This is a genomic window from Microbacterium maritypicum MF109, assembly GCF_000455825.1.
In the GTDB taxonomy this organism is placed as follows: Bacteria; Actinomycetota; Actinomycetes; order Actinomycetales; family Microbacteriaceae; genus Microbacterium; species Microbacterium maritypicum_A.
This window is the reverse complement of record NZ_ATAO01000228.1, coordinates 65,856-84,931: the sequence shown is the minus strand read 5'-3', so window position 1 is coordinate 84,931 and position 19,076 is coordinate 65,856. Positions and strand designations below refer to the sequence as shown.

Genomic DNA, 19,076 nt, shown 5'->3' with positions numbered 1-19,076 from the left:
CGGCACCGTCGTAGGATCGCGGCATGGCCGACGAAGATTCCCCCTCCCCCGACGCCCCCCGCGATGCCTCCCGCCGAGGCTTCTTCAAGGTGGGCGGCGCCGCCCTCGCCGGCGCGGTGGTCGGCGGTGTCGGCGGCGCGGCCATCGGAGCCTCCATCGCCGGTAACGGTCGCGACGGTTTCGCGGCGGATCCCGATCCGTTCGCCGCCCTCACGCCGCGCAGCGAACCCGGTTTCGATCACCTCGTCGTCGTGATGGGCGAGAACCGCTCCTTCGACAACCTGCTCGGGTACCTGTACTCGAAGGAGAACCTCCCGGCGGGCGAGACGTTCGAGGGTCTGGAATTCGGCTCCTACAGCAACACCGCCTCCGACGGCACGGTCGTCGACGCGCACGTGTACGAGGGCGACACCGACCGGATCATGAGTCTTCCCGACCCGGACCCGGGCGAGGAGTACCCGCACGTCAACACGCAGATCTTCGGCACGGTCGATCCTCCGACGAACGCCGACCTCTTCGTCGACGAGATGACCGCGCCCTTCAACGCCCCGACGCGCGGCGAGAAGGCCACGATGTCGGGTTTCCTCGAGGACTACATCATCAACTTCCGACGCCTGCGCAAGGGTGTGGATCCCCGGCCCGACGAAGCCGCGCACATCATGGGCTCGTTCTCTCCCGAGATGCTGCCGGTGCTGTCGACGCTCGCCTCGGAGTTCGCGGTGTTCGACCACTGGTACGCCGGAGTGCCCTCGCAGACCTTCTGCAACCGTTCGTTCTTCCACGCCTCCACGTCTCACGGTTTCGTGACCAACCAGGCCGGAGGCGGCTACCGGAAGTGGTTGGATGCGCCGGCAGCGCCCACGGTGTTCAACCGGCTCGAAGACAAGAAGGTGAGCTGGAAGATCTACATCGACAAGCTCCAGCTCGTCTCGTTCACCGGCATGCTGCATGCGGCGGTGCTGGAGAAGTATTGGCGCACCGATCATTTCGGAACGATGGAGGACTTCTACGCCGAGGCGAAGGACGGCACGCTCCCCGCATACGCCTTCATCGAGCCGCGGATGGTTTACGACCACAACGACTTCCACCCTCCTTTCGGTTCCCCCCGCGAGAGCGAGGTCGACGGTGAGGCCGTGTTCGACAGTGCGATCTCTGACGTGCGTGCCGGAGACCGCCTCATCCACGACATCTACGAGGCGGTGCGCACGAGCGCTTCCCCGAAGGGCTCCAACGCCGTCAACACCCTGCTGCTCATCACCTTCGACGAGCACGGCGGGTGCTACGACCACGTGCCGCCGCCCGCCGTGACGAAGCCGACGCCCGAGACCGGCCCGGGTGAGATGGGCTTCACCTTCGATCGGCTCGGGTGCCGGGTGCCGGCCATCGCCGTCTCGGCCTATACCAAGCGCGGCAGCATCATCCATGACGAGATGCATCACGGATCCGTGACCGCGACCCTCTCTCGCCTGCACGGCCTGACGCCCCTCAACGACCGGGATGAGTCGGCGAACACGCTCCTGAACGTCGTCAACCTCGACAAGCCGCGGCATCCGTCCGACTGGCCGGTGACCACCCCGGCCTACACGCCGCCCAACCCGGAGGACACGGCACCACAGCCCGGAGAGAAGGATCAGCTGAAGCCTCTCACGCCGCCCGCACGCGGTCTGCTCGGCCTACTCCTCGCGCGATACGGCAAGCCCGGTGAGCAGGAGCCGGAGACCTTCGCCGACGCGTACAAGCTGCTGCACGAGCACGGCGAGGAGCTGTTCGGTCCGCCGAGCGGCAGTTGACCGCGACTTGCGGCCACCGGGCTACTGCCGCCCTGAGCGCCGGCGGGAGACGATCAGGAGAGTCGCGCCGAGGATGATCACGACCGCACCGCCCGCCGCCCAGGCGAACGTCTCGGGTCCGAGTCCGGTTGCAGGCAGTCGTCCGCTGCCGCTGCTGTTCCCGTTTCCGGTCGAAGGACCGGGCGACGGCAATGGTGGGCCGACGACCGCCGCGAGAGTGAAGTCCTGCCCCTCGATGGACTCGCCGGCAGCGGAGATCACGACGGTGCGGGTCGCCGCGCCGACCACACTGCTGCCGTTCGGCGTGCGCACGCTCAGCTCGTAGGTTCCAGGAGCGAGGCTGCCGAGACCGTAGGTGCCGTCGGCGCCAGTCGTGTACTGCTGGGGACCCCCGGGTCCATTCACGTCGATCACCACACCCCCGATGGGAGTGCCGCCGTCGGTGCGCACCGTGCCGTCGATGGCCCCCAACCGCGCCAGGTCGAAGTCCACACCCGTGACGTCCGTTCCCGCGACTGGTGCGGTGCGGCTGACAGGAGATGTGGCGATATACCCCTCGGGCGTCGTCATCGTCACCGTGTAGCTGCCGGCGGGCAGGCGCGGGAACGCATATCCGCCGTCCGCTCCGGTCACGGCCGTGAGCGTGTCCCCACCCTGCAGCACAGCGGTGACCGTGACGCCGGGCACCCCGCTTCCATTCCACCGTACGGCGCCGCTCAGACTCGGATCCGCCTTGATGACGAAGTCGGCGAGGGTGATCAGATCCTCGTTGTCTGCGGGAACCACGAACCCCGGCGGGGCGCTGACGACGGTGTATCCGGTCGGACGGGCGATGCTCGCTTCCTGCGGCCCGTCCAGGACCATGTCGAACAGATACCGTCCATCAGCGTCGGTCATCATGGTCTGTCCGCCGATCGTGACCGCGATACCCGCCATCGGGTTGCCGTCCACGTCGACAACCAGACCGGTGACGGGCGAGGGGATGATGTCTCGCACCGTGAAGTCGACCCCCTCGGCATTGCCGCCGCTGAGGTTGACCGGGGTCGTGGTCTGTCCGACCGCGATCTTGTCCTCGGGTGCCGTCACGCTCACGCGGTATCCGTCGGTGGCGATGAAACCGGGGAACGAATAGGTGCCGTCCGATGCAGTGGTCGTCCTGTCGACGATCGAGCCGTTGCCGTCTGTCAGCGTCAGGGCGACACCGCCCAGAGGACCGGTGACCGCGTCTGTGACGGTGCCTCGGATGTCGTTCGCTGCCGAGACGAACCAGGTCTGGTAGACGGGAAGACCGGCCCGGCGGGTGAAGATGAAGCTGAGGGAGCGGATGGGGGTCGAGGGCTCGAACCAGGCCGCGGAGCCGTTGGTGTCGGCGGCCGCGGGGTTTCCGGTCAGGGTGAGGGTCGTGGCATCCCATGCCGGGACGTCGTCCGCCGCACCGTTGCACGCCGGCTTTCCGGCGACACCCGGGGCGCAGTAGTTGAAGCGGTCTCGGAGGCCGAGCTCGGCGGCACTCAGCACGTGCCCGTCGGGCGCGACGGCGTGGATGCGCACGCTGTCGGAGTCGATGTCGCCGAGCGCGAAGGCCCATCCCGAGGTCGGAGTGGGTGCGGCGAATGAGTAGGTCGTCGTCGAGGGACTCATCGCGTTGTCGGCTTTGGGCCGCAGATTCAGGTACGGCTGGTCCCTGCTCGATCCGTACTTCGCCCCGATGGGTGTGCCCTCGGACAGCCAGATCGACGTCCCGGAGATGACCCCGACCTGCCCGGCGCGAGAGTCGCTGGTCATGGTGGCGGTGAGCGCAGGATCGGGCGCCACCTGCACCGTCGTCGTGTAGGCACCGCTCGTGCCGGCGAGCGGGCCCCACGTAGCCCACGACGTCACCGCCGCCGCGGCAGGAAGGGCGCCGACGAGCACGGCGATGAGGACGATCGATCCGGCGATGATCCCGTTGCGGCGAAAACGCATGGCGTCAGCGTACTGATATACCGGATCGCTGAGAAGTGGATTCCTCCCGACTACACGTCGGCGATGAGCCTCTTGCCCAGGTCGACCGTGTCGTCGATCTCGTAGCCGAGGCGTCGGTAGAACTCGACGACCTGGGCGTTCCCCGACCGCACCTGCAGGTTCACCTTGGGGCAGCCCAGCTCGCGCAGACCGGCCTCGACGTGGGCGACGAGTGCCCTGCCCACCCCGAGCCCTCGTGCATCGAGATGCGTGGCGAGATAGTTCATCCACCCGCGATGTCCGTCGTAGCCGGCCATGACCGAACCGAGGATCCGCCCTGTCTCGTCCTCCGCCACCACGAAGAGATGCGGCTGCACAGTCGCCTTGCGGGCGATGTCCTGAAGCGGGTCGTTCCACGGTCTCGTGAGACCTGCGGTCTCCCACAGGGCCACGACGGCATCGGTGTCTTCGGGCTGGAACGGTCGGATGCGCACCGGTCCAGCTTTCCAGATCGACCCCGCCTGCCCGGGTCAGCCCTCGCGGGAGAACGTGATGTGCGTGACACCGGACTCGGCGACCTCCGAGGTCACGCGGTAGCCCGACTCGAACCCGCGCAGGTCGTCCCACAGGCGGATCCCGCTGCCGATCAGGATCGGCGTGATCCCCACATGCAGGTCGTCGACGAGTCCGGCGCGAAGATACTCGCGCACGGTCGTCGCCCCGCCTCCGACGCGCACGTCGCGTCCATCCGCAGCGGCGACCGCCTTCCGGAGCGCCTCCTCGGGCTCGGCAGACAGGAAGTGGAAGCTCGTGCCGTTGGCGAACTCGATCGACGGACGCGGAGTGTGCGTGAGCACGAACACCGGAGCCTGGAACGGCGGCTCCTCTCCCCACCACCCGCGCCAGTCGGGGTCGTCCGGGTTCGCGTGGAGCCCGAACATCCCTGCCCCCATGATCTCGGCGCCGATGTTCTCGAAGTAGTGCGAGGCGTACTTCTCGTCCACGCCGGTGGTGCCCGCCCCGCTGGTGTCATGGAAGACGCGTTCGTGGAACGTGCGGGTTGCCGTATATGCCGCCGTCAACCGCCCCCAGTCCTCGCCGAACGGGTTCTCGGGAGTCTGATCCGTCGTCGTGGCGAAGCCGTCGAGCGAGATGTTGAGATCGACGCGAACACGGGTCATGACTGCCTCCGGAACTGCACGGGGTGACGACGCGTCCATCGACGCGCCGTCACCCAGCGTCAGCGTTCAGCGACGCCTTGTCAAGGACGAGGGTAGTGTTCAGACGGCGTCGCCCTGAACGGGCCCTTCCGTGTTCGGCTTCCATCCGAGTGCAGGTGCCACATGCTTCGCGAACGACTCCAACACGTGCAGGTTGTACTCCGGCCCGAGCTGGTTCGGGATCGTCAGCATCAGGGTGTCAGCGGCCATCACCGCCTCGTCCTGCTTCAGCTGTTCGATCAGCACGTCGGGCTCCGCCGCATAGGTCTTGCCGAACGTGGAACGGAAGCCGTCGATGATGCCGATCTGGTCGGCGTTCTCCTCGCTGCGAAGGCCGAAGTAGGCCCGGTCCATATCGGACACCAGCGGGAACACGCTGCGACTGACCGAGACGCGCGGTGTGCCGGTGTGACCGGCCTCCTTGTACGCCGAGCGGAAGAGGTCGATCTGCTCACGCTGCAACTCGTGGAACGGCTGCCCTGTGGCCTCGGTGACGAGCGTCGAGCTCATCATGTTCAGGCCCTTGCGACCCGTCTCGATCGCGGTGGGACGCGAGCCCGATCCCCACCAGACGTGATCGCGAAGCGTCGGCGACTGCGGCTCGATCGCGAGGTAGCGTCCGGCGCCCACCATGCGGGGATCACCGGGGGCGATTCCCTCGCCGTCGATCGCGCGCAGGAACAGGTCGAACTTCTCCCGGGCGATGACGCTCCCGCGCTCGGTGTCCTCCTCATCGACGTAGCCGAAGGTCTCATAGCCGCGCAGAGCCGTCTCGGGTGAACCGCGGCTCACCCCGAGCGCGATGCGTCCGTCGGAGATCAGATCCAGCGCGGCCGCTTCTTCCGCGAACTGGAACGGGTTCTCGTAGCGCATGTCGATCACCCCGGTGCCGACCTCGATGCGCTTCGTGCGCGCCGCCATGGCCGTCAACAGGGGCATCGGCGAAGCCGCCTGACGCGCCCAATGGTGCACACGAACGTATGCGCCGTTCACACCGATCTCGTCTGCGCCCTCGGCGATCGCGATGGTCTGCTTCAGCATGTCCCCCGCGGTGCGGGTCGCTGAGCCGGGCACATCCGCATAGTGCCCGAAGGAGAGGAATCCGAAAGCCTTCATGATCTATTCCAACGCATGGAAACGCCGTCTATTCCCCCGGTACCAGGATGCCGTCGAGCACGAGTGACCGGATGCGTGGCTCGATCTCGGCCCACAGATCCGGGAGCGGAACCTCGAAGAGGTCGGCCAGCGCCGAGACGATCTGCACCACGGTGAGCTCGCCGTCGCACGCGCCCACGAACCCGGCGAGCGCGGGATCCACGTTCACCGTCCGGGCGAAGCCGCCGCCCTGTCGCAGCTCGATGACGCTCGGGTCGTCGTTGCCCGGAAGCAGGTGCCGGGCCTCGGTGACATCGGGTGCCGTCACCAGCGTTGCAGGAAGCCCGTCGGCGAGGGCGTCGTGCGCGGCCAGCCCGGTACCGAGAGCGGCACCGACGTTGGAGACCGGCTGGGCGATGCGCTCCGTACGGCGAAGCGGAGGCGTCGAGCCTCGCCGCATCAGTACGTAGCCGAATCCGACCGACGTCACCCCTCGCGCGGCGAAGTCGTCAAGCCAGGCGGTCAGCAACGGGGTGAATGCAGGGTCGCGGGGTGTGGTGCCGCCGTCACGGATCCACAACTCCGCGTAGCCGAGCGGCGACAGCTCCTCGCGTTCGATCACCCAGAGGTCGATGTCGCTCGGCACCCACGCGTCGAGACGTGCGAGGCCCGTGATCCCGGCCCGCGACTCCCAATTGCCGAGCAGCTGGGCGATGCCGTGCTGCGTCAGATACGCGGGTGCGCTCCGCACGAACTGCTCGACGAGCGCGTCTCCCTCCAGTCCGCCGTCGCGGTATTCGTACGCCGGGACGCCGTCCATCCGGGGGGTGATGACGAACGGCGGGTTGGAGACGATCAGGTCGAAGGCCTCGCCCGCGACGGGCTCGAACATGCTGCCGTGTCGGAACTCGATGTTGGCCACGCCGTTGAGGCGGGCGTTGAGTTCCGCGAAGGCCAGGGCGCGCTCCGAGATGTCGGTCGCGATCACGGTGCCGGCCCGACGGGCGACGAGGAGCGCCTGGATCCCGCACCCGGTCCCCAGATCGAGCGCGCGATCGACCTGGATGGGAACGATCGTCTCGGCGAGAGTGCGCGACGCCCCGCCGACCCCGAGCACGTGGTCGAGAGGAAGAGGGCCGTCGAGCGCGACCTCATCGAGGTCGCTGGCGATCCACCACTCCCCGACGCCGTCGGCGTCTACGAACGACTGTGGACGCAGCAGGACGGTCGGGGTCACGGTATCGGCATCGGCTTTCGCGAGTGCGAGCGCCACGAGCCCGTCCACGCCGAGCTGCGGCAATGCGGCGGCGACCGCCACCCGCGGCTGCGGCATGCCGAGCACCAGGAGGCGTCCCAGGGTCGCCAGCACGCCCCCGTCACCGGCGATCGCGCGCAGGATAGGCTCTCTCATCCCGCGGGCGAGGGCATCGTCGGCCTCCTCGCCCCACAGTCGGCGAAGGGGCGCGGAACGCAGGTCGGCGGCGTCGAGATCAGAAGCGAGTGCGGCGACGAGAAGCGGGTCGGTGTGGGGTGCGGGGGTGTCGGACACGGCCGTCACTCTACGCGTCTTCAGGGTTCTCCTTCCCCAGGCCTCCTAGAATCAGGGGGTCAGTACTCACGATCAGCCCTTTTCCGGGCGTTCGAGGAAGACCTTCATGACCGCGATCACCCCCGAGCACGGCTTCCGTGCGCGCCTGCGAAGGCTCGCAGGCGGGACCGCTGTACTCGCGATCGCTTTGGGCGCCTACACGGTCGCTCTCCCGAGCACCGCCATCGCCGCCGGCGGATCCTCCTCAGACGACGAGCAGAGCATCGGGTTCCATGTCTCCGCAGGTCTGCGGGGGCTCGTCGCCCCCGGTTCCGCGACCACGGCGATGATTACGCTGCAGAACGACACGGATTCGAAGCTCTCCGGCGGTCAGGTGCAGGTGGAGCTCAGCAAGACTCCCCTGACGGATGAGGCGTCGGTCACGAGCTGGCTCGACGAGGGTGAGGCTCCTGGCGACTTCGCGACGATCGGTTCCGAGACGACGGCGCCACTCGAGGCCGACACGTCGGCCACGGCGACGGTCTTCGTGCCCGCCGACACCCTCTCCGATCTCACCCCTGGTGTGTACCCGCTGCGCGCAGAGCTCACCGGCGCGAAGACGGCGAGCGCCACCGACGATCGCGCGACAGCCGTCGCGGCCGCCGCCACGAGCGTGCTGGTCGTGGCGGACTCCCAGACGACGCAGGTCGGTGTCCTGGTCCCGGTCACCGCGACGCCGGAGGGTGGGGCGCTGCTCAGTTCTGACGAACTCGCCGCGCTCACCGCGCCGGACGGTGCTCTCACCGCTCAGCTCGACGGTGTCGCAGGAACCACCGCGGTGCTCGCGATCGACCCCTCGATCCTCACGGCCATCCGCGTGCTCGGCTCCTCAGCGCCGCGGTCGGCCCAGGACTGGCTCACCCGTCTCGAAGCTCTGCCCAACGCACGGTTCGCACTGCAGTTCGGTGATGCGGATGCCACCGCTCAGGCACAGGCGGGGCTACCCGCACTCCTGCAGCCGACGACGCTGGCTCCGTTCCTCGATCCCGCGAACTTCCCGCAGGCACCTGCCAGCGTCTCCTCGACGGACGGACCGAGCGCGACGCCGGGCCCGTCCCCCAGCCCGACCAACACACCGCAGCTTCCTGACGACCAGGAGCTCACGGCCGTCGAGGGTGCCCTTCCTCGAATCCTGTGGCCGGACGACGACCTCGGACCCGACGACCTCTCCTCGTTCACGCGCTACCTCGGCGAGGGCACGACCACGGTCGTCTCCTCGGCAGCGCTCGGCGGACAGAGTGCGGCGCACGCCACGCTCGGCGGAAACGACCTCCTGGTCACAGACACGGGCCTGTCCGAGTCCTTGTCCGACGTCGCGGCCGAAGCGGACCCGCTCGATCGCCAGCGCCTCCTCGCCGAGGCCGCTGCTCTGCTCCTGCTCGCCGAGGATCGCGTCGCCGGTGCCCCCCTGCTCGTCGGACTCGACCGCGACGAGAACCGCGACGCCGACGCGTTGCGCGACGCGATCTCGGCCGCCGATTCGATCGGATTCGAGCTGTCCGCGCTCCGCGCGACACCGCCGGTTCCGGCCGCCCTCACCTCCCAGGCCGATCCCGCTCGCGCCACCGCGGTCAACGAGCTCCTCGCCGATGAGGGCACTCTCACCGCCTTCTCCTCGATCCTCACCGACCCCCAGGTGCTGCTGAGCCCCGAGCGCATCAGGATCCTCCGCACGCTGGCCGTCGGATCGTCGGCGAAGTCCTTCGCCGACGGTGTCGAGAAGCACCGGAAGCGCACCACGGAGACGCTCGCGGCCGTGAGCATCCCGCCGTCCAGCACCATCCAGCTGCTCACGGCCAACGCCGACCTGCCGATCGCCGTGCGCAACGACCTTCCGTGGCCGGTGACGGTGCAGCTGTTCGTCTCGCCGACCGACCCGCGCCTCGAAGTCACCCCGATGACCGAGACCGTCGTCGAGGCGAACTCGACGAAGCGCGTCAAGGTCCCGGTATCGGCACGCGTCGGCAGCGGTGAGGTCGACCTGCGGCTCAGCCTCTACAGCCCCACCGGCGTGCAGATCCACGGTCAGCAGGAGATCCGAGTCGCCGTTCGCGCCGAGTGGGAGACCATCGGTCTGGTCATCTTCGGAGGTCTCGCCGTCCTCCTGATCACCCTCGGTGTGATCCGGACGGTCCGCCGCAAGCGCCACGAGGCTGCTGAGGAGGCCGAGGCGGAGGCCGAGCTCGAGAAACTCGACGAGGTGGCCGCGGAGGCGGAGGTGTCCACGGAAGACGAGGTGGTCGTGGAAGCCGAATCCGATGCTCCTGCACCGACGACTGGAGACAAGACCGGCGACGGGAGACAGATTGAATAGTCTCGGCCGCGCGAGCGCCATCATCGGCGCCGGCACCCTCGTCTCTCGACTGACCGGCCTGCTCCGCAGCATCGTGCTCGTCGGAGTGATCGGCTCGTACAAGTCGGGTCCTGCTGATGCTTTCGCCGCTGCCAACACATTGCCGAACAGCGTGTTCTCGCTCATCTCCGTGGGAATCCTCACGGCGGTCATCGTGCCCCAGATCGTCAAGGCAGCTGCGGATGCCGACGGCGGAAACGCCTTCATCTCGAAGCTCTTCACGCTCGGCACCGTCGTACTCGTCGCCGTCACTGCCATTGCGACGATCGCGGCCCCGTGGCTGATCCAGCTCGTGGCTGGCGGCCTCTCTCCCACCACCCAAGCCTTGGCGACTGCATTGGCCTACTGGTGCCTCCCACAGATCCTGTTTTACGGCCTCTACGCGCTCCTCGGCGAAGCGCTCAACGCCCGTCGCATTTTCGGCCCGTTCACGTGGGCGCCCGTCGTCAACAACATCGTCTCCATCATCGGGTTCCTCGTGCTGGGCTGGGTGTTCTCGCCGGTCTCCCGGGTGTCGGCGGACTGGACCCCCGACATGATCGCAACGCTCGGCGGTACCGCGACGCTGGGCATCGCTATCCAAGCGCTCGTTCTTCTGCTGTTCTGGCGGCGCACCGGACTCTCTCTACGGCCTGACTTCCGCTGGCGCGGCGTCGGACTGGGAGGGGTCGGCAAGCTGGCAGGCTGGACTTTCTTGATGGCTTTTGCGTCGCTGGCGGCTGGCATCCTGCAGGGTCGGATCGTGAGCGCCGCCTCTGGGACTGGAGCCTCCCTCGCCGTCACGGGCAACGCATGGCTAATCTTCATGTTGCCGTACTCAGTCATCGTTCTCTCCATAGGTACGCCGTACTTCACGCAGATCAGCGAGCATGCTGCGGCCGGTCGTCACGACGAGGTACGTGCGGACATCTCCCGCAGCATCCGAACTCTCCTCTTCTTCATCGTCGCCGCGGTCGCTGCCGTCGCAGCGGCGGCGATCCCGGCCTCTCGTGTTTTCACCGAGAGCGCCCCGGACGCTCAGGGCGCGGCGCTGGTGCTGCTCTGTTACCTGCTCAGTCTGATTCCGTTGACCATCCTCTTCATTGTCCAGCGCACGTTCTACGCTTACGACGACACGCGCACGCCGTTCTGGTTCACGATCTTCCAGTGTGTGCTGATCGTCGTCACCGCGCTCGCAGCCGCAGCGCTCCTCTCGGCAGACGTCATTCCCCTGACTCAGCTCGCCGCGGCCGTCGCCCTCGGGCAGTCGATTGCCAGCACCCTCCAGACGATCGTTGCCACCTGGTTGCTCCACCGCAAGATCGGCGGGCTGGGCGTCGCATCCTGGATGATCGCGATCCTTCGTTTCGCGATCGCCGGGCTACCGGCAGGACTCGCGGGTTGGGGAGTGTTCCAGCTTCTCGGTGGCACCACCGGATGGGCCACCTCCGGTGTGATCCCCGCCACCCTCGGCACCGCGATCATCGGGCTCGTCGTGGTGATCGTCTACATCGCGATTCTCGCTCTCCTGCGTGCCCCTGAGCTCAAGGCCGGCAGCGCCCTCATCCGTCGCTTCCTGCCCGGTCGCTGATCCCACCCCAAAGGCTTCTCCCAGCGCAGCGGCGCAGACTGTGCGGGGAATGCCTCGCGGTTACCATGGGTTGAAGCATTCGAAGGTCATTCGACTGCAGTTTCTAAGACGGAGAGCACATGCGTCAGGTCATCATCATCGGCTCCGGCCCCGCCGGATTCACGGCTGCCATCTACGCGGCCAGGGCGAACCTCAAGCCGCTGCTCATCGCGAGCTCCGTCGAGGTCGGCGGCGAGCTGATGAACACCACCGAGGTCGAGAACTACCCGGGCTTCCCCGAAGGCATCCAGGGCCCCGAACTCATGGCCAAGTTCCAGGAGCAGGCGGAGAAGTTCGGCACCGAGGTCGTCTACGACGACGTCACCGAGCTGCAGCTCGACGGTCCCGTCAAGAAGGTCATCCTCGGCAGCGGTGCGGAGCACGAGACGCAGTCCCTGATCTACGCGACCGGTTCCGCCTACCGCAAGCTCGGCATCGAAGGTGAAGAGCGCCTCTCGGGCTACGGCGTCTCCTGGTGTGCCACGTGCGACGGGTTCTTCTTCCGCGAGAAGACGATCGCGGTCGTCGGAGGCGGCGATTCCGCGATGGAAGAGGCCACGTTCCTCACCCGTTTCGCCGACAAGGTCTACGTCATCCACCGCAAGGACACCCTGCGAGCGTCGAAGATCATGCAGGAGCGCGCCTTCGCGAACGAGAAGATCGAGTTCGTCTGGAACAGTGAGGTCGCCGAGGTGCTCGGTGGTGACTCCGTGACCGGCGTGCAGCTGCGCTCGACCGTTGACGGCACCCTCAGCGACCTCCCGCTCGACGGACTCTTCATCGCCATCGGCAACGACCCGCGCACGCACCTCGTGCACGACAAGCTCGAGCTGACGTCGGAGGGCACCATCTGGGTCGACGGCCGTTCGTCGAAGACCTCGGTTCCCGGAGTCTTCGCTGCCGGCGACGTCATCGACCCCACCTATCGTCAGGCCATCACGGCTGCCGGCACGGGGACGGTCGCCGCTCTCGACGCGGAGCACTTCCTCGCAGACTTCGAAGACGCCTCCGTCGAGGTCCCGGCGGCCGAGGCCGCTGAGATCCTCACCGCCTCGGCATAGCCCGGGAACACTTTCCCCTCGTCGGCTGTTGTAGCAGACGAACCTCGAATCAAGGAGAACTCTGATGAGTGCAAAGGCTACGAGCCAGGCGACCTGGGAGCAGGACGTTCTGCAGGCCGACGGTCCGGTGCTGGTGGACTTCTGGGCTGAGTGGTGCGGTCCGTGTCGTATGGTCGCGCCGGTTCTGGACGAGATCCAGGCCGACAACCCCGACAAGATCACCATCCTCAAGCTCAACGTCGACGAGAACCCCGAGCTGGCGATGAAGTACCAGATCACGTCGATCCCGGCGATGAAGGTCTTCCACGGTGGTGAGGTCAAGACGACCATCATCGGCGCCAAGCCCAAGTTCGCGCTCGAGAAGGACCTCGCCGCATTCATCGGCTGATCCTCTGACAAGAAGGGGCCGTACCTCCCGGGGAGGTACGGCCCCTTCTTCGTCTCCGCGTCGCATCGCGGCCGCGACGCCGTTCGTCTCAGTGCTTGTCGTGCACCGAGACGGCCGGCAGTCCGCGCGCGGCGCGAGCCCGATCGAGGATGTTCTGGATCACGGCCGTCTTCCCGTCGTTGTACGAGCCCTCTCCCCGAAGGGCGGTGCCCACGGCGGCATGCTTCGCACGTGCGTAGAGCTCGACGTCGTCCGGATGCTGCAACAGCCAGTCCCGAAGTATCCGCTGGTTCACATCAGCCCACTCGTCCGCGCCGAAGAAGTGGGCAATTCGCGTGCGGACGCCGTCCTGCTCGAAGATCATCACCCGGTGGCTGCGCACTCCGCTCCCGAGCCTCCACCCCACGGCTTCGAGACCGGCTCGGTGCCGCCCGAAGTCATCCTCGTCTGCGATTCGCACGGCGAGGTCGATGATCGGTTTGGCATCCATGCCCGGGATGGCGGTGGATCCGATGTGCTCGACGAGCCAGTGCGGATTCCCGCACTCCCTCAGCTCCACTGCGATGTTCTCGAAGACCGCTGCCCAGCTCGGATCGTGGGGAACGAGAACCACGCCCACCTCAGGAGGCGTCGGCGACGGTCGGATCCCAGCGGCGGTGCCGCTGCTTCTCGTCCAGCAGGCCCCAGACGGCCGATGTCAGCTCCGGGTACTCCAGGGCGATCTGCCGGAGCACGCGATAGTGTCGGGCCGCATTGGGACGCACGCCGTCGTTCGCATTGATGTTGTCCGCGCGTAACAGGTAAACGACGAGCTCATCGACGCTGGGGAGCTCTTCCATGAACTCCCAGGGGTCCTCTCCCCCGAGAAGGCGCTCCTGGATGAGAACCGCGAGTTCGTCCGCCGCTTCGGCACGCAGCACTTCCAGGCTGGCGCGACGCTGTACGGACTCGGTCATACTGCAAGCCTACGTCGGCTGCGGGCCCCTCCGGCGCTCCACCTTCATGTTCTCGGTCATGTCTTCGAGCTCCCTGCCCTTGGTCTCCGGCACCTTGAAGAACACGAAGAAGAACGACAGGAGCGCGAAGAACGCGTAGAACCCGTAGGCGAACGTGAGGCCGATCTCAGCGAACGCCGGGAACGTCGTGGAGATGAAGAAGTTCGCGACCCACTGCGCTGCAGCCGCGACGGCGAGAGCACCGGCTCTGATCGAGTTCGGGAAGATCTCGCCCAGCAGCACCCACACCAGCGGACCCCAGCTCGCGCCGAAGAACACGACGAAACCGTTCGCGCAGATCAGGGCGATGGTGGCCCACGGGTCGGGAAGCGTCGCCGTCCCCTGCGCGTCCAGCGTGCCGAACGAGAATGCCACCGCCATGAGGCCCAGCGTCACGGTCATCCCGACGGACCCCACCAGCAGCATGATCCGGCGACCGATCTTGTCCACCAGCAGAATCGCCACGATCGTGACGACGATGTTCGTGACCGAGGTGATGACGGAGGTGAGCAGGGCACTGGATTCGTCGAAGCCCACCGACTGCCAGAGGGTCGTCGAGTAGTAGAAGATCACGTTGATGCCGACGAACTGCTGGAACACCGACAGCAGGATGCCGATCCAGACGATCGGCTTCAGGCCGAGACGGTTGCCGCGCAGGTCACGCAGCGACTCCGAGCGCTCCGTGTCGATGGTTCCGGTGATCTCGTCGATCTTCCCCTGCACATCGACGGTCCCGGTGACGGTCTCGAGAACGTCGGCAGCTCTCTTCAGCTCACCCTTGCGCACCAGATATCGCGGAGACTCCGGCAGCCGAAGCGACATGAGCCCGTAGACCAGGGCAGGGATCGCGGCCACCATGAACATCCAGCGCCACGCGGTGAGACCCCACAGCGGCTGGTCCGCGGCACCGGCGATACCGGCGAGCAGTGCGTCGGAGAGCAGTGCCGCGAAGATGCCGGTGACGATGGCGAGCTGCTGCAGGGAGCCGAGGCGCCCGCGGATGGCGGCCGGCGATACCTCGGCGATGTAGGCCGGTGCGATCACCGAGGCAGCACCGACGCCGAGGCCCCCGATGACTCGCCAGATGATGAGATCGACGACGCTGAAGGCGAGACCGGAACCGATGGCGGAGATGAAGAACATCGCGGCGGCGACGACCATGACCGGGATGCGGCCGTACTTGTTGGAGACCGGACCCGCGAACCAGGCACCGACGGCGCAGCCGATGAGGGCCGAGGACACGGCGAAGCCCTTCAGGGCCGTCCCGAGATCGAACCCCGAGACGTCGCCCGCCAGCGCGTCGACGGCGCCGTTGATCACGGCGGTGTCGAATCCGAAGAGGAAACCACCCAACGCGGCCGCGATACTGACGGCGATCACACGGCGCTTGATGGCTGCTGGGCCGGCTGTTCTCGACATGACATCCCCCTCGTCGTCACGATGACGCGAGTCTAGGCTAGCGCTGCTCCTGTCGGGAGATCACTTCGACGAGCCGTAGCCGCCCTCTCCCAGTTCTTCGAGAATGCGGTTGAGATCCTGGATCGAAGCGAAGTCGATCGTGACCTGGCCTTTTCGTGCACCTAGAGCGATCTTCACCCGGGTGTTCAACCGGTCACCGAGCTTGCCGGCGACCTCATCGAGGTACGCACGTCGTGCACCGGGAGTCGGCTTCACGGACTTGCCGGCGCTGGGCTGCGACTTGGCCGCTTCCTCCGTGGCGCGCACCGAGAGGTCTTCGTTCACGACCTTGTCCGCGAGGCGCTGCATGGACTCGGGATTGTCGAGGCTGAGGATCGCGCGTGCGTGGCCCGCGGTCAGGACTCCCGCCGCCACCCGCTGCTGCACCGGCACCGGCAGTTTCAGCAGACGGATCGTGTTGCTGATCTGCGGACGAGAGCGTCCGATACGAGTGGCCAGCTCTTCCTGGGTGATACCGAAGTCTTCGAGCAGCTGCTGATAGGCCGAGGCCTCTTCCAGCGGGTTCAGCTCGGAGCGGTGAAGGTTCTCGAGCAGCGCGTCCCGCAGGAGGTCTTCGTCGGCGGTGTCGCGGACGATCGCGGGGATGACGTCGAGACCTGCCTCGCGAGCGGCACGAGTGCGCCGCTCGCCCATGATGAGCTCGTACTGTCCCTCGGTGTTCTTGCGAACCACGACGGGCTGCAGCACACCGAACTCACGCACGCTGTGCACCAGTTCTGCCAGATCTTCGGGGTTGAAGTGTGTTCGAGGCTGGCGGGGGTTGGCGACGATCGTGTTCGGGTCGACCTGGATCAGGTGGATGCCGGGGACGATCTCGAGATCGGGTGCGTCGGCTTCCACCTCCGGCGCGGTCTCCGCGTTCGCCTGTCGCAGGCTCGCACCAGGGAAGAACACGTCGACGGGACGTTCCGACTGATCAGCTGTGGGGATGAGGGCGCCGATACCCCGACCCAGCCCAGTGCGCTTCGCCATCATTTCTCCTTGCTCTGCGTCGCTGTGCGCGATGCGATTTCAACAGCGGCCTCACGGTACGCGATCGCGCCGGCGGACTGACCGTCGTATGCGATCACGGTCTGACCGAAGCTGGGGGCCTCCGATACCCGGACGGAACGCGGGATGACCGTCTCGAGTACCTGCTCCGGGAAGTGCGTACGCACCTCTTCGGCGACCTGCTGCGCCAGGCGCGTACGACCATCGAACATCGTGAGCAGGATCGTGGAGAGGTGAAGGACCGGATTCAGGTGCTTCTGGATCATCTGAATGCTCCCGAGCAGTTGACTCAATCCCTCGAGGGCGTAGTACTCGCACTGGATCGGGATGAAGACCTCGGTCGCGGCCGTGAAGGCGTTGATCGTGAGCAGCCCCAACGAAGGGGGGCAGTCGATGATGACGAAATCCATAGGGTGGTCGGCCAGGTACGCCTCGAGCGCGCGACGCAGGCGATGCTCTCGGGCGACCTGTGCAACGAGTTCGATCTCTGCACCCGCGAGATGGATGGTGCTCGGCGCACAGAAGAGGTTCGAATCCTCGGGGCTCTCCTGCACGATGTCCGCTAGTGGGAGCTCATCGATCAGTACGTCGTAGACGCTGGGAATCTCAGCGCTGTGCGGCACACCCAAGGCCGTGGACGCATTGCCTTGGGGGTCGAGGTCGATGACCAGAACCTTCGCCCCCATTCCCGCCAGGGCGGAGGCGATGTTCACGGCGGTAGTGGTCTTACCCACACCGCCCTTCTGATTCGACACCGTCAGCACACGGGTTTCCCCGGTGAACTCCACGGTGGTGGCCTCGAGTGCGCGCCGGCGCGCGGAGAGGTCAGCGAGTTCCCGCGCGAGCGGCGTATCCATCCCGAACGATCCGTTCGATGACGTCTTCTCGGACTGTTTCACGTGAAACATCCACTCCTTTCGGGGCCGCGTTCCACTCTAATCGCTGGGACTGACCTTCGATGACGGAGCGTACGCCGTGGGCCCTTCGAGCGTGCGTTGCGGGCGGAAAGGGATCCGAGATCTCAGGGGGTCTGAGGGCCCCACTTTGCGGTCGAGGCCGTTGTTTCACGTGAAACGGGGGTCGTTCGCGAGGCGCGTGCACCCTGGGAGGCGCTTCCTCCCCGGCAGAACGACAGCGGGGCACAGCCTGGGTATGTCAGTTTTGGGGCGCCATGGACTTTCGTGCCGAGCCGCGTCTCCTGAAATGTCTTCCCGAGCCCGTGCACCCCAACCGAAGCGCACTCCCTGAACTACATTCCCTTGACCGCGCCCCCTAGCCGCACCCCCTGGCCGCAATACCTGAGCCACACTCTCCTAGCCGCGCTGACCGAGCTACGCGCCTGAACCGAAGGTTTACATGGCCTGGCGCAGAGCGGCGTTCTTCCTCACATCAACTCGTCCGTACTGCGCTCACGGACAAGGCCGCTTGCGCCAGAGGGCGGGACTCGGCGCACCGCGCGAGCCCCGATGCTGCCGATCAGCCTCGTAAGGACGTACCTCGAGATGACCGCCCGCGGCGCGACCACGCTACCTCGAGCCGTTTCACGTGAAACATGAGTGAAGAAGGGCTGCACGGACGAGAGCGGACACTAATACCAGCGCAGTGATTCCTGGAGGAAGTGCATCCACACCTGACCATGCGCTGGGAGGACAACCACGCGAATCCCCGCACCTCGGAGCGGGAAGCGGCGACCAGATCGCGCTCCGCCGCGAAGACCATTCTCCACAGGAAGTCCCGGTCTTGCGGCGAGTCGCAGATCTACAGGGAGCCCCCCCCTTTTTCACAAGAGAGGCCGCAATCCGCAACACCGGCGCTCGGTGGCCAAAAGGTCAGGCGCACATAGGTGAAACGCAGAGAGATGAGACGCACATGGAAGACGTTGACCCTTGGAGGGGTACGTCTCGCAAGCAAAAGACAGTGGCCACCTCCCTCCCCCACCCCACTATCCGCGCCTCTCCAGATCAATGTCGCTCGCGCGGTTCTGGTGGGAGAACGGACTCTACGCGGGATAGCGGACGAATAGGCGGTCATGTTTCACGTGAAACACCCTTCCAAAGCCATCGAGAACCGTGACCGTGGCAGATGGGCATCCACAAAGGTGGGGTCGACATAGTGCTCGCTCCGTCAAGGGGGACTCGGTGGAGCTTGAGCCGTCGATCTCGCGCCTGGACGCGACGTCAGCGTTTCACGTGAAACCAGGCAGCAAGCGTGTTCGGCATCACCCGGTCCCCGCCGGCAGCAAGCCTGCGCACCATGCTTCTTGGTGCGCATCTGCCACGCCCACGCCCACGCCCACAAGCCACACCCACAAGCCATCACGCTGACAGCCCGTGACAACTCCAGCGACGACAATCCGCGATGGCTATTCCCCACAACGTCGTCATTGCGCCCAGTCGAGCACCCAGAGACACAGGACCACTACGAGAGGCTGCGCCACGAGGTGCGTCTATCCACCGTGTTTCACGTGAAACATCTCCTCTCGTCTGCTCGACGAAGAAGTGCGCCGCGTAATGGGCGGCACTTCAGCGATCTCCGCGTCGAGCGGCGCCCAAGCCCCGCTTTCC

At 66.5% G+C, this 19,076-nt stretch carries 15 protein-coding genes; 5 read left to right on the top strand and 10 right to left on the bottom strand.

Features of this window, described 5'->3' with window-relative positions; translation table 11 throughout:
- Nucleotides 1-23: 23 nt before the first annotated feature.
- A complete protein-coding gene (locus tag L687_RS39660; RefSeq protein WP_021201404.1) occupies nt 24-1,790 on the top strand; it encodes an alkaline phosphatase family protein in 1,767 nt (588 codons plus the stop codon).
- A 21-nt stretch (nt 1,791-1,811) separates the two neighbouring features.
- Here L687_RS39660 and L687_RS39655 read toward each other — a convergent pair whose 3' ends face one another.
- From L687_RS39655 to L687_RS39635, 5 genes are all read right to left on the bottom strand, one after another.
- A complete protein-coding gene (locus L687_RS39655) occupies nt 1,812-3,755 on the bottom strand; it encodes an MSCRAMM family protein (protein WP_021201403.1) in 1,944 nt (647 codons plus the stop codon).
- A gap of 50 nt (nt 3,756-3,805) precedes the next feature.
- Nucleotides 3,806-4,228, bottom strand: a complete 423-nt coding sequence (locus tag L687_RS39650; protein WP_021201402.1) for a GNAT family acetyltransferase — start codon at nt 4,226-4,228, stop codon at nt 3,806-3,808.
- Nucleotides 4,229-4,264: 36 nt separating this feature from the next.
- The gene (locus L687_RS39645) at nt 4,265-4,915 is read right to left on the bottom strand and encodes a dihydrofolate reductase family protein (RefSeq protein WP_021201401.1); all 651 of its coding nucleotides are present in this window, start codon (nt 4,913-4,915) and stop codon (nt 4,265-4,267) included.
- Nucleotides 4,916-5,014: 99 nt separating this feature from the next.
- Entirely contained in the window at nt 5,015-6,070 is a 1,056-nt protein-coding gene (locus L687_RS39640; RefSeq protein ID WP_021201400.1) for an LLM class flavin-dependent oxidoreductase, read from the bottom strand.
- Between the two features lie 28 nt (nt 6,071-6,098).
- Complete coding sequence (locus tag L687_RS39635) at nt 6,099-7,607, bottom strand: DUF7059 domain-containing protein (RefSeq protein WP_021201399.1); 1,509 nt, start codon at nt 7,605-7,607, stop codon at nt 6,099-6,101.
- 97 nt (nt 7,608-7,704) lie between these two features.
- Here L687_RS39635 and L687_RS39630 point away from each other — a divergent pair, with 97 nt between their 5' ends.
- The 4 genes from L687_RS39630 to trxA all read left to right on the top strand — a co-directional run bounded on the left by L687_RS39630 (nt 7,705) and on the right by trxA (nt 13,048).
- Nucleotides 7,705-9,951, top strand: a complete 2,247-nt coding sequence (locus tag L687_RS39630) for a DUF6049 family protein (RefSeq protein WP_021201398.1) — start codon at nt 7,705-7,707, stop codon at nt 9,949-9,951.
- Nucleotides 9,944-11,560 carry a murein biosynthesis integral membrane protein MurJ gene (gene murJ / locus L687_RS39625; RefSeq protein WP_021201397.1) on the top strand — a complete coding sequence of 539 codons (1,617 nt, stop codon included), beginning with the start codon at nt 9,944-9,946 and terminating at the stop codon, nt 11,558-11,560. The genes L687_RS39630 and murJ overlap by 8 nt, the downstream gene beginning before the upstream one ends.
- Nucleotides 11,561-11,679: 119 nt before the next feature.
- The gene (gene trxB / locus L687_RS39620) at nt 11,680-12,660 is read left to right on the top strand and encodes a thioredoxin-disulfide reductase (RefSeq protein WP_021201396.1); all 981 of its coding nucleotides are present in this window, start codon (nt 11,680-11,682) and stop codon (nt 12,658-12,660) included.
- Between the two features lie 64 nt (nt 12,661-12,724).
- A complete protein-coding gene (trxA, locus tag L687_RS39615; protein WP_021201395.1) occupies nt 12,725-13,048 on the top strand; it encodes a thioredoxin in 324 nt (107 codons plus the stop codon).
- An 88-nt stretch (nt 13,049-13,136) separates the two neighbouring features.
- Here the strand turns inward: trxA and L687_RS39610 are convergent, their stop codons facing one another.
- The 5 genes from L687_RS39610 to L687_RS39590 are packed head-to-tail and all read right to left on the bottom strand — an operon-like array spanning nt 13,137 to nt 17,420.
- The gene (locus L687_RS39610; protein ID WP_021201394.1) at nt 13,137-13,661 is read right to left on the bottom strand and encodes a GrpB family protein; all 525 of its coding nucleotides are present in this window, start codon (nt 13,659-13,661) and stop codon (nt 13,137-13,139) included.
- Between the two features lie 7 nt (nt 13,662-13,668).
- Entirely contained in the window at nt 13,669-14,004 is a 336-nt protein-coding gene (locus tag L687_RS39605; protein WP_021201393.1) for a hypothetical protein, read from the bottom strand.
- Between the two features lie 9 nt (nt 14,005-14,013).
- A complete protein-coding gene (locus L687_RS39600) occupies nt 14,014-15,462 on the bottom strand; it encodes a sugar porter family MFS transporter (protein WP_231479931.1) in 1,449 nt (482 codons plus the stop codon).
- 60 nt (nt 15,463-15,522) lie between these two features.
- Nucleotides 15,523-16,494: a ParB/RepB/Spo0J family partition protein gene (locus L687_RS39595; protein ID WP_021201391.1), complete on the bottom strand. Its 972-nt coding sequence runs from the start codon at nt 16,492-16,494 to the stop codon at nt 15,523-15,525.
- A complete protein-coding gene (locus L687_RS39590) occupies nt 16,494-17,420 on the bottom strand; it encodes a ParA family protein (protein ID WP_021201390.1) in 927 nt (308 codons plus the stop codon). The genes L687_RS39595 and L687_RS39590 overlap by 1 nt, the downstream gene beginning before the upstream one ends.
- Between the last annotated feature and the right edge of the window lie 1,656 nt (nt 17,421-19,076).